This window comes from uncultured Shewanella sp. (assembly GCF_947491715.1).
GTDB lineage: Bacteria > Pseudomonadota > Gammaproteobacteria > Enterobacterales > Shewanellaceae > Shewanella.
The window spans coordinates 102,193-113,403 of sequence record NZ_CANLKR010000015.1 but is presented as its reverse complement, the minus strand read 5'-3'; the positions used below and the strand labels follow the sequence as shown (position 1 = coordinate 113,403).

Below are 11,211 nucleotides of genomic sequence, written 5' to 3'. Positions count from 1 at the left end.
GACATATCGGGTTCGAACCGATGACCTATACCTTGGCAAGGTATCGCTCTACCAACTGAGCTAATGTCGCATCACTTATTGCTATCTTAACACAACTGCAAGGTATCGATTTCCAACCTACCAACTGAGCTAATGTCGCATTACTTTTCGCTATATTAGCAAAACCGTAAGGTATCGATTTTCAACCTTATCAACTGAGCTAATGTCGCATCAACTTCCAACATCACATGACATAAAGCCAGTAAAGTTGAGGCCGCATTATAGGAGAATTTCGCCGTACTGCAACCCCTTCTTGTAAATAAACTGACCGACTGATTAAATTTTAAATACTTTTTCGCGATAAAACTGTAATTCAGCAATCGACTCTTGAATATCAAGTAAAGCTTGATGAGCATTTTTTTTCGTCAAGCCTTTCATCATTTGAGGCTGCCAACGATTCACCAGCTCTTTTATGGTACTGACATCGATATTACGATAATGGAAATAATTTTCCAGCTCTGGCATATATCGATTCAAAAACCGTCTATCTTGCCCAATACTATTACCACACATAGGTGAAACACCTGCAGATACATATTCAGATAAGAAAGCAATTGTTTCCTCAATTGCTTGCTGCTCATTCACTTTGCTAGCCTTCACTCGGTCAATTAACCCAGATTTTCCATGATGTGTCTGATTCCATTCATCCATCAAGGCAAGTTGCGCATCAGATTGATGAATCGCTAATACGGGTCCTTCAGCAAGAATGTTCAAATCTTTATCCGTAACAATCGTTGCAATTTCAATGATTTTATCGACGCTAGGATCAAGTCCCGTCATTTCCAAATCGACCCATATCAGGTTATTTGCATCGGCAGTCATAGCATCCTCTTCATCTGTTTTATCTAAATTTAGGCTTTTTTCTTTAAGACCGTGTATCATACTGCTTTATTTATACTCGTACCACTTCTGATATTACCTTGATTAAAGAAAGGGAGCGTGTGTGACAGACACAAAATTAGCCTTACTGAACTTAAGACAAATCAAGATGAGTGAGCCTTATAAAATGACGAAGACTATTCTGTGAGCAAAAAAAAACCATTAAGCCATGGTCAATTACGCCGAATGCGGACCAATCATAAAAAAAAGCTACAACAGCATGATAAACCGGAGTCCTCAACAGATCTCCAAGACAGCTCTTTAGGCAGCGAACAAGCAGGCACCATTATTTCCCGCTTTGGCCAACATGCAGATGTAGAAACACAAGACGGGGTGATCTCACGCTGTGATATTAGAAGAAATATTAAAAGCTTAGTTACTGGCGATAAAGTCATTGTAAGATTATCTCAACATGTAAACCAAGGGAATCCAACAGCCATTGCCGGTGTTGTTGAAGCCGTTCACCCTAGACATTCTCAATTATCTCGCCCCGATCTTTATGATGGCGTTAAAATTATTGCGGCAAACATTGACCAAATTTTCATTGTGTCATCAGTCAAACCCAGTTTTACCACACAAATTATTGACCGCTATCTCGTCGCCGCTGAAGATACAGGCATTGCACCTATCATCATTTTGAATAAAATCGATTTGATTTCAGAAGAAGAAAGCCAAGCCATTGAAGCCGCTCTACAGCGATATCGTGATATTGGCTATCCAGTTTACAAAGTCAGCAGCACTTTACTTCAGGGCGTAGAAACATTACATGAGTTAATGAAAGACAAAGTCAGTGTGTTTGTTGGACAATCTGGTGTCGGTAAATCATCTCTCATTAATGCCATCATGCCCGATGCTGCATTAATCACTGGAGATATTTCTGAAAACTCAGGGCTCGGTCAACATACTACTACCACAGCTAAACTGCTCCATATTCAAAGCGGTGGTGATCTTATCGATTCACCCGGAGTCCGTGAGTTTGCACTTTGGCACCTACCTGCTGAGCGTGTAGGTTGGTGTTTTATTGAATTTAGAGAATATCTCGGTACCTGCAAATTCAGAGATTGTAAACACCTCAGTGACCCAGGTTGTGCCATTACAGCCGCCTATGATGCAGGTGAAATCAGCACTGATCGTTACCAAAACTACCATAAAATTATTGCCAGCTTAGATGAGCAACGACATGCTCGTCATTTTAGAGTTGGCCCAGACGAATAAGAGCACAAGGATCAAACATTGGACAAGTTAAAAATTGCTTTACAGTATCTGTTACCCAAACACTTATTGTCTCGCCTTGTTGGCAAACTCGCCAGCGCAGAGATGGGAGCAATTACTACTGCTGCAATCAAAGGGTTTATCAAAAAATATCAGGTTAACATGAGCGAAGCTGCTGATCCTAGACCAGAATCTTATCGCAGTTTCAATGATTTTTTTACGCGCCCATTAAAATCTGGCGCTCGCCCTTTGCACGAGCAAAACCATGCGCTTATTCACCCTGTAGACGGTGCAATCAGTCAACTCGGTCCCATTAAAGAAGGACGAATTTTCCAAGCTAAAGGCCATGATTATTCTTCTCTGGCTTTATTAGGCGATCAAAGTGATGATGCTCAACGCTTTATTGATGGGGATTTTGCCACTATTTACCTTGCTCCGAAGGATTATCATCGTATCCATATGCCCATTGAAGGCACCTTGTCTAAAATGACTTACGTTCCTGGAGAACTTTTTTCTGTTAACCCATTAACAGCCGAAAATGTACCAGGACTCTTCGCACGAAACGAGCGTGTAGTGGCCATTTTTGAAACGGCAATTGGCCCTATTGCCATGGTGCTCGTTGGCGCAACCATTGTTGCGAGTATCGAAACAGTTTGGGCTGGCACCGTCACTCCGCCCACAGGGAAAGATGTGTTCACTTGGGATTATCCGATATCGGGACCTGATGCCATCACGTTAGCCAAAGGCGATGAAATGGGACGCTTTAAATTAGGCAGCACCGTTGTCATGTTATTTGAAAAAGATGCCATTGAACACTTTGCTGACAATCTTACCCCTAAAGCTGTCACCCGCATGGGTGAGCACTTTGCCATGACGAAAAAGCACAGCTAATTTATATTAGCCCCTTTTACTTGTTAAAGGGGCTAACCGCTTGGCCTTCATCTTCCTACTCCTTTAATTTACCGCCGAACAAATAAACATAAAGTAAACACTAAAAAAACATAAAAAACCATTTAACAACAAGCAGCACAAGGTCCTTAAAAGTTCAACAAAAGTTGCCCTATGATGATTTCTTTCTAGAGCGAACTTAGCTAGTATAAAACATGTGTTTCTCAGATAATGTAGCCTCTTAATGTTCCGTGTTTTATTATTCCTTTTTTGTTTAACGTCCTTATCAGCCTATGGCGCCGATCCTCTCCAATTGGATAAACGAATAGGAATAACGACAGATACAACAAAAACACCGACCACTGAAGAAAAAGTGGCCTCAATACAAGCAGAAATCGATAAACTTAAAGCCACCGAAAAAAATGCCGACGATCTGCTTAAAAACTTCAACGCCCATAAGCAAAGCCTTGCAGCTCAACTCACCAGTGCCAGCATTAAGCTTTCTTGGTCCAATAAACAAGATCTGAATCAACAAGCCTCAATGGCTTACCTTCGTTTGTCTGAATTAAAAGAAATCGAAGTAACTTTAAGCAATAAAATTAATACGCTAATAAAGAGTCGAGATGAACTTCCCAATGAAATAACCGATGCTCGAGAAAATTTACAGCAACATCAAAAAAACCCTATTATTGAAAACAAAAGCTCAGAAAACGCTTTATTAACAGTACAAAGAACCTTATACGACCAGACAGTGACGACCCTTGAGGCTGAACTTGCTAGCAGCCAAAAGCGTATTGAACTTAATCAACTCCAACTCCAACTTGTTCGACAACAACTAGCCCAGCAAGAAGCATTAATTGAAGATCTCAATGCACAAATTGCTAAGCAAAGACAACAAAAAACCTCTGCAGCCATTGCCGACAGCAAAATACAAACCGATGAAAATACGAGCCCGTTCACTCGTCAACTCAGCCAAGACAACCAAAAATATGGTTTATTGCTACAACAACTCACGAATAACATCAGTCTCACAGTGAGTCAGCAAGAAAAAGCGGAAAAGCAATACCAAGTTCAAGCCAAGCAACTCACCAGTATTCAGCAACAAATTGGTTGGATAAAACTCAATTCAGCCTTTGGTGAGCAATTTTTACAGATTTTACAGTCTTTACCTAAGCCACCTAATCAAGAGAAGCTGCAAACAAAGATAGCCAATACTAGACTCGATCGGTATCGACTCGAGCAAAGCCTTAATATCAATTCACAGCAAATATTAAAAATTACCGATTTTTCTCCACTTCAACAAAAATTATTGAACTCACAAAAGTTGCTCTTGACACAACTACTGCAAAGTTATGATCAATATTTAAGTAAAATGGCGGATCTCAGAGTCAGTAATGAGCAGCTCACTCAACAATACTTAACCTTAAAAAACACCTTAAATGAGCATTTATTTTGGGTGCCTAATGCCAGTAGTATTAGTAAACTCTGGGGCATTGACCTACTGCAAAGTTGGCAATGGCTGACTCAGCAAGCCCCTTGGCAAGAATTAACTAACTCCTTTAAAGACCAAAATACAGCTTGGTCTTGGTGGATTATCATTTTAGTCTTAAGTTTAGTGCTGCAAGATATTCTCACTCCTAAATTTAAAGCCGCTGTTAGGCGTGATCTTGCCAATGTTGGTAATGTCACCCAAGATAAATTCATTAATACTTTCAGTGTACTAAGCAACTCTCTTTGCTACAGTTTTATTAAACCCTCTCCTATTATTGTTGCTGGGGTTATTTTATATTTATCGCCTCATAATCTCGCTTCTGCTATGGGAATGGCATTATTCTCCATTGGCTTATTTTATTTGCTCTACCGAGTCGCTTACCTGTTAGCACTTGATAAAGGACTATTGATCAGCCACTTTAAAGGCCCTCGAGGCCTTATTCGCACCAGTCAGATCCGCTTACGGCAATTCATCATTATGTCTGTTCCGTTTTTAGGTGTAATGGGATTTACACAAATTCTGGATAATTCTCTTGTCAGAAACAGCATAGGTCGTGGCGCCTTTATTATTTTTTGCATCATGTTATTTTGGTTTTACAAAGACATTCTCTCGCTATCTAAGCGATACAGTCATACCCACCAAAATGACAAAAACAAGCGACTTATTCAAAAGTTTTTGTGGATTATGCTAATGACGGTGCCACCCGCTTGTGCAATACTCGCTTTTCAAGGTTATTACTACACCGCTTTTCAAATGTTGCTTCAGCTTCAACTATCCTTGCTTTTTGGATTGGGCTTTTTAATGACCTACCAACTTATAAAGCGCTGGATGTTAATTGAAAGGCGTCGCATTGCTTTTGAAAGGGCGAAAGCCAAGCGCGCCGAGCAGCTTGCTCAAAGAGAAAAAGAAGGCAACACCACTACCAGTAATGAACAACTCGAAACTTATGAAGAACCAGAAGTGGATCTCGAAACCATTTCAAGCCAGTCATTAGGGCTCGTTCGATCATTATTATTACTTGCTTTTCTTGCCAGTTTAGTCGGCCTTTGGACCCAAACTCATACCGCTTTATTTTCCTTACTCGATGGTGTGACCCTCTGGACCAGTAATAGCACCATTAATGGCATGGAACAGCAATTACCTATCACACTAAAATCTTTATTACTCGGCATTATTATTGTCAGCTTTTCATTGATGATCGCCACTAACCTTCCAGGGTTAATGGAACTGATAGTCTTACAAAAACTGGATTTAAGTCCGGGCACTGGCTTTGCTATCACCACAGTGAGTCGCTATCTTGTGGTCTTTTTTGGCATTTTAGCGGGTTTCTCGACCTTAGGAATGGAATGGTCTAAATTGCAATGGCTTGTCGCTGCTCTCTCGGTCGGTTTGGGCTTTGGCTTACAAGAGATTTTTGCCAATTTTATTTCTGGCTTAATTATCTTATTTGAAAAACCTGTCCGTATCGGAGATACCGTAACCATTCGCGATCTCACAGGCACTGTCAGTAAAATTCAAATAAGGGCAACCACTATCATTGACTGGGATAGAAAAGAAATTATTGTGCCTAATAAAGCCTTTATTACTGAACAACTCATTAACTGGTCATTAAGCGATCCGATTACTCGCGTTATCATTGATGTCTCCGTTGCACGAGATTCCGATCCTTCTCGTGTCGAAGCAGCCTTATACCAAGCGGTTCAAGAATGTGAAGATGCATTGAAGCTCCCTGAGCCTGAAGTCTGGTTTGCTGGCTTTGGGCAACATACTCAAAACTTTGAAGTGCGAGCATACGCTAAAGAAATGAGCGCACGCTGGCCATTAAGGCACAAGCTACATAAGCTTATTAGTAAAAAACTCCGTGAAAATCAATTGGAACTCGCCTATCCTCAATTAGAGGTACATATTAACAATACCTCTCTAAAAGATAATCAGGGGATAATTAGAACGTAATGCAATAGCAAGAGGTCAACGGAACCTAATTTATGGAAATTTTTGCTCATAGAGGTGCAAGTGCTCATGCGCCAGAAAACACCTTAGTGGCAATGAAAAAAGCAATCACTTTAGGTGCTAAAGCGATTGAACTTGATGTTCAAAACGTCGAAGGACAGCTTTATGTCTATCATGACAGTCGTCTTGATAACGCTAAGCTGCATCACCCTCTCATAGAACAAAGTAGTATCGATGCCGTAGAAAGTACATTGGTACAAGGGGAGCCTATTCCTACTCTTTGGCAAGTCATGAACTATTTAAAAGCCTTTCCTTGTAAAGTCAATATTGAGCTCAAAGGCCTGAATAGCTTGAAACCCTTTATAAACATCTACCCTAAGCTCATTAATGAATTAGGATTTAACGCAGAACAATTGCTCATTTCATCTTTCAACCACCCTTTCTTAGCAAAAGTTAAGCACGTTTTTCCAACAGCCTATATCGCCCCTATCATTAGCGGTATTCCATTATCACTAGCCCAAATAGCCACAACATTAAACGCTTATTCCATTCATTTAGACCTCAACTTTGTTACGCCTGAAATCATTAATGATGCCCATCAAAGAAATATAAAAGTATTTGTTTATACTGTTGATAATATTGATGATATGTCTAATTTATTTCGAGTAGGTGTTGATGGTATTTTTACTAATTTCCCTGATAAAGCCTTATCCTTATTCCCCATAAAAGACTAATTTGTTCTACACTTAAGTCAAACTTCCCTATCACAAGAGTCTATTAATACATTAGCGTCAAATCAAAAAGTCGTTATCGGCATCACCAAACGTAAGCCTTTGACAAAGGAGGGGGAATGAAACATAAGTTATTCTTGCTTACCAAAACCAACGCCTGTTACAGACAATTGCTCACCTCATGCCAGCTCCCCAACCTACACTTACTTGACGACAAGCCCATTAATATTCAACAAGCCGATATCTGGTTAGCGGAGCCAGAATTAGCCGCTCCCTTATTGCCCCACGCATATCAACTAAAATGGCTACAATCAACCTTTGCAGGCATAGAGCCATTAATAAAACCTAAACTCAGAAAAGATTATAAACTGACCAATATTAGAGGTATTTTTGGCCCTTTAATGAGTGAATACCTTTTCGGTTATTTACTGGCTCATCATAGACAACATCAGAAATATAAACAGCAACAATCACACAAAATATGGCGGCCTGAGAGCTTCAAGAGTTTACAAGGACAAACCTTGCTGTTATTAGGTACGGGCTCTATTGCCCAGCACATTGCCAAAACAGCCAAACACTTTGGCATGCAAGTTGTCGGTATTAATCGCAGTGCCAAACCCGCTCCGCATTTTAATAGCATTGATACCCTGTGCAAACTCAATCACTATTTACCCCACGCAGACACCATTGCCAGTATATTACCCAATACACCAGATACTCAAAACATCCTCAATGAAGAAACACTGGCACTGTTGAAACCAAACGCTGTTCTATTCAATTTAGGGCGAGGGAATGTGTTAGATCTCGATGCATTATTTAGTCAACTTAGCCAACAGCAAACACAACATGCTATTCTGGATGTGTTTAATCAAGAGCCCCTGCCCAAAGAGCATCCCATCTGGACACTCGCTAATGTCACTATTACTCCTCATATCGCAGCACCAAGCTTTCCAGAGCAAGTTGTCGAGATTTTTGCTCAAAATTATTCACGCTGGATAAACAGTAAATCCTTACTGCATCAAATTGATTTTGAAAAAGGCTATTAAAACGTTTCCTTTTCACCTGCTCTGACACAAATTCAGCTTCGTTATTCCAATCTGTTATTAGCAGTGAGAATTATTTTCATTTACACTTACATTACTTCAGATCAGTAGGATTTCGCCAATGTACGTCTGTATTTGTCATGCTGTCACAGATACTCAAATAAAAGAAGCTGTAAATCAAGGAGATAAATCTTTGACTGATGTCAAACATCGCTTAGGTGTCGCGGATCAATGTGGTAAATGTGCAAAAATGGCTGTACAGATAATACTAAATGAGCGCGAACTCACCCCTAATTTTTATGAAGTGGCTGATTAAAAAAACAAGTGGCTTTATTCAATCAATAAAATCTATCAAAATGATAGATGACATTCCCATCATCCTTGATGGTCAACTAAACCACGAGCCGAGGTTATACTAAGGTGATGAGGATCAATGCAGCATAAAAAGCTTTTCAACCCGCCTTTTAGGGATCTCTCACATACCCCATTTCTGCATTCCCTCCTTTCAAAAACTGCCTATATTCTCTCATTGATGGCGCTTTGAAATAGAACATTTGAGCGATTCTAACACTCACATTTTCATTTCACTTGAGTAAATATCATTATATCGTAGAAGACTGACTCGTCGATTTTTTAGCTAACTTCATCAAAACACGACTTACGGCAATGAAGCCAAACGTTCCAGTGACGACCGTTACCGCTCCGAAACCAGAAGCGCAATCCATTCGCATGCTCCCTTCTGCCGTAGCTTTGGTATGGCATACACTGCCATCATTTTGAGGGTATACCAATTGCTCCGTTGAAAATACCGCTTCGATACTAAAACGTCGAGCAGTATTTTTAGAAAAATGATACTCTCGTCTCAATAGATTACGCACTTTTGCCAACAAAGGATCTTGATACGTTTTTGCTAAGTCAGCGACCTGAACTTGCACAGGATCCAATTGACCCCCAGCCCCACCTATGACCGTTATGGGGAGTTTATTTCGCTTACACCAAGCGATAAGCGCTGCTTTGGGTTTGACTGCATCAATACAATCAACTACATAATCAAGGCTGCCTCCCTGCTTTTTGGAAGCAAAATATTCACTTAAATTATCCACAGTAATGAAATCTTCAACTTCATTGACGACACAATCAGGATTAATCTCTCGAATACGCTCAGCCATCACTTCCACTTTGGACCGACCTATCGTCTGTTTTAAAGCATGTAACTGTCTATTCGTATTGGTAACACAAATATCATCTAAATCAATCAGGGTTATCTCACCTATACCGCTTCTCGCTAATGACTCGGCCACCCAAGTACCAACGCCACCAACTCCAACAACAGCCACATGTGAATGAGCAAATAATGTTAATGCAGCTTGCCCATATAAACGCCCTATACCAGCAAAACGATTCATATACCCATCAGAAATAATTTTAGGATCCAAAGTGACACCTATAGTCAACCCACTTCAAAAATGAAAGCATATTTTATCGTAAAAGCCATCAAATACCTAAAAGCAATTTAACGATGACTATAACCAGAAAGTATTTGATTGATTCAATCAACGTCTAAGTAGGGAATAAAAAGATGGAAAAACAACCTAACCGAACAACATTTGTCCAACCCGCTATAACAAATCAATCCCATTTCCACAATAGAGATCAATTAAGATGTATTAAAGTTAAGGTTTAAATTGACTTGTAACGATGGTTTATTTATTTATAAAAATATAAATATCGTAAAAGTAGCTTTTTAATAGCGAAAAAGTTTGAACTCTGCTTTTTTTACAATTTTTTACTCGAATATTCTCAAAAATAGAGGATTAATCATCATTAAACGTTAGTCTCATCCTGCCTCAAATGACATCAATATGAATTTCGGTTCGCCGCCAGATCGGCATAAAAATGATGAGAGTAATTAAACATGAATATAAAGCGATTATTAGCCTCTATACTGGCAATGACCTCCTATTCAGTTCAAGCAGAAGCGCCAACCTTTTATGGTAATATGGATGTTTCCATCGCCAATGCCAATACTCCTTATGGCACTCGAAGTGAAAAAACGGGCACTTCGTTAGAAAACTGGTCAACATTTGGTATAAAAGGCAGTGAACAACTTGATACCGATCTAAAACTACTTTATAAAATGAGTTTTCAAGTATTGAATGCCACCACTGATGGCTCATCAAGTCCATTAAAGGCTTACAATACCTATTTAGGCTTAAACAGCCTTTACGGTACCGTTTTGGTTGGTCGCAATGATACCGTCTTTAAGTTTGCCGAAGGCGGCGTTGATCTTTTTAACGGCAGTAACGCCGATATCGATCGCCTTGTCGCAGGACAAACTCGAAGTGCTGATGCCATTTGGTATTATTCCCCTAAATTAGCGAATTTAATCACGCTCAATGCCACTTACTTAATGGCCTCCAACCAAAGTGTCGATGCTAGCGTCAATATTGGCTCTCAGTATGCACTCACCGCTATTTTGGGTGATAAAAAATTAAAAGATCAAAATTTTTATTTCGCGAGTTCATACAATGCAGGCATAGCTTCTATTGATGCTTATCGACAAGTCGCCCAAATTAAGTTAGGTAAATTGACACTCGGTGGCTTGTACCAACAAACACAAAGCCTCAAAACTACCGAAAGTAATATGAAAGGGAATACTTATTTCATTAACCTTCAATATGATCTCAATGGCATTAATTTAAAAGCTGAGTATGGCGCAGATACGTCTGGTCTCGGCGAATACTTCACTAATGCCACAGGTGGTACTAGCACCAGCATAGATAGGAGTGGTTATTCCGATATTAATATGACGCAAATAACAGTCGGTGCTGATTACATGTTATCTGAATCCACCAGACTGTATTCTCATTATATTATGTATCAAGGAAGCTATAAAAACTCTGGAACCCAAAATACATTACAAAATGACAATATTTTTACTGTCGGCCTTGATTACAGTTTCTAATAATCAACCGTT

The 11,211-nt window shown here is 39.7% G+C and carries 9 protein-coding genes; 7 read left to right on the top strand and 2 right to left on the bottom strand.

Annotated features, from left to right (window positions below):
- Nucleotides 1-315: 315 nt before the first annotated feature.
- Nucleotides 316-861, bottom strand: coding sequence for an oligoribonuclease (gene orn / locus Q0779_RS12120; RefSeq protein WP_298772902.1), 546 nt, complete (start codon nt 859-861; stop codon nt 316-318).
- Between the two features lie 201 nt (nt 862-1,062).
- Between orn and rsgA the strand changes: the two genes are divergently transcribed.
- From rsgA to Q0779_RS12090, 6 genes are all read left to right on the top strand, one after another.
- Entirely contained in the window at nt 1,063-2,133 is a 1,071-nt protein-coding gene (gene rsgA / locus Q0779_RS12115; protein WP_298772892.1) for a small ribosomal subunit biogenesis GTPase RsgA, read from the top strand.
- An 18-nt stretch (nt 2,134-2,151) separates the two neighbouring features.
- Complete coding sequence (asd, locus tag Q0779_RS12110) at nt 2,152-3,021, top strand: archaetidylserine decarboxylase (protein WP_298772890.1); 870 nt, start codon at nt 2,152-2,154, stop codon at nt 3,019-3,021.
- Nucleotides 3,022-3,262: 241 nt separating this feature from the next.
- Complete coding sequence (locus Q0779_RS12105) at nt 3,263-6,463, top strand: mechanosensitive ion channel domain-containing protein (protein ID WP_298772888.1); 3,201 nt, start codon at nt 3,263-3,265, stop codon at nt 6,461-6,463.
- 32 nt (nt 6,464-6,495) lie between these two features.
- Nucleotides 6,496-7,194, top strand: a complete 699-nt coding sequence (locus Q0779_RS12100) for a glycerophosphodiester phosphodiesterase family protein (RefSeq protein ID WP_298772886.1) — start codon at nt 6,496-6,498, stop codon at nt 7,192-7,194.
- Nucleotides 7,195-7,310: 116 nt separating this feature from the next.
- Complete coding sequence (locus Q0779_RS12095; RefSeq protein WP_298772884.1) at nt 7,311-8,237, top strand: D-2-hydroxyacid dehydrogenase; 927 nt, start codon at nt 7,311-7,313, stop codon at nt 8,235-8,237.
- 118 nt (nt 8,238-8,355) lie between these two features.
- Complete coding sequence (locus tag Q0779_RS12090; protein ID WP_298772883.1) at nt 8,356-8,550, top strand: bacterioferritin-associated ferredoxin; 195 nt, start codon at nt 8,356-8,358, stop codon at nt 8,548-8,550.
- 286 nt (nt 8,551-8,836) lie between these two features.
- On the opposite strand, the gene tcdA is transcribed toward Q0779_RS12090, so the two are convergent.
- A complete protein-coding gene (gene tcdA / locus Q0779_RS12085) occupies nt 8,837-9,670 on the bottom strand; it encodes a tRNA cyclic N6-threonylcarbamoyladenosine(37) synthase TcdA (protein WP_298772881.1) in 834 nt (277 codons plus the stop codon).
- A gap of 479 nt (nt 9,671-10,149) precedes the next feature.
- On the opposite strand from tcdA, the gene Q0779_RS12080 reads away from it, so the two are divergent.
- Entirely contained in the window at nt 10,150-11,199 is a 1,050-nt protein-coding gene (locus Q0779_RS12080) for a porin (RefSeq protein WP_298772879.1), read from the top strand.
- The last annotated feature ends 12 nt before the right edge of the window (nt 11,200-11,211 follow it).

What these genes read in the sequence shown, in the direction of transcription:
- orn (WP_298772902.1), bottom strand. Translation starts at nt 861, where the DNA reads ATGACTGCCGATGCAAATAACCTGATATGGGTCGATTTGGAAATGACG.
- Q0779_RS12105 (WP_298772888.1), top strand. Translation starts at nt 3,263, where the DNA reads ATGTTCCGTGTTTTATTATTCCTTTTTTGTTTAACGTCCTTATCAGCC.
- Q0779_RS12100 (WP_298772886.1), top strand. Translation starts at nt 6,496, where the DNA reads ATGGAAATTTTTGCTCATAGAGGTGCAAGTGCTCATGCGCCAGAAAAC.
- Q0779_RS12095 (WP_298772884.1), top strand. Translation starts at nt 7,311, where the DNA reads ATGAAACATAAGTTATTCTTGCTTACCAAAACCAACGCCTGTTACAGA.
- Q0779_RS12090 (WP_298772883.1), top strand. Translation starts at nt 8,356, where the DNA reads ATGTACGTCTGTATTTGTCATGCTGTCACAGATACTCAAATAAAAGAA.
- Q0779_RS12080 (WP_298772879.1), top strand. Translation starts at nt 10,150, where the DNA reads ATGAATATAAAGCGATTATTAGCCTCTATACTGGCAATGACCTCCTAT.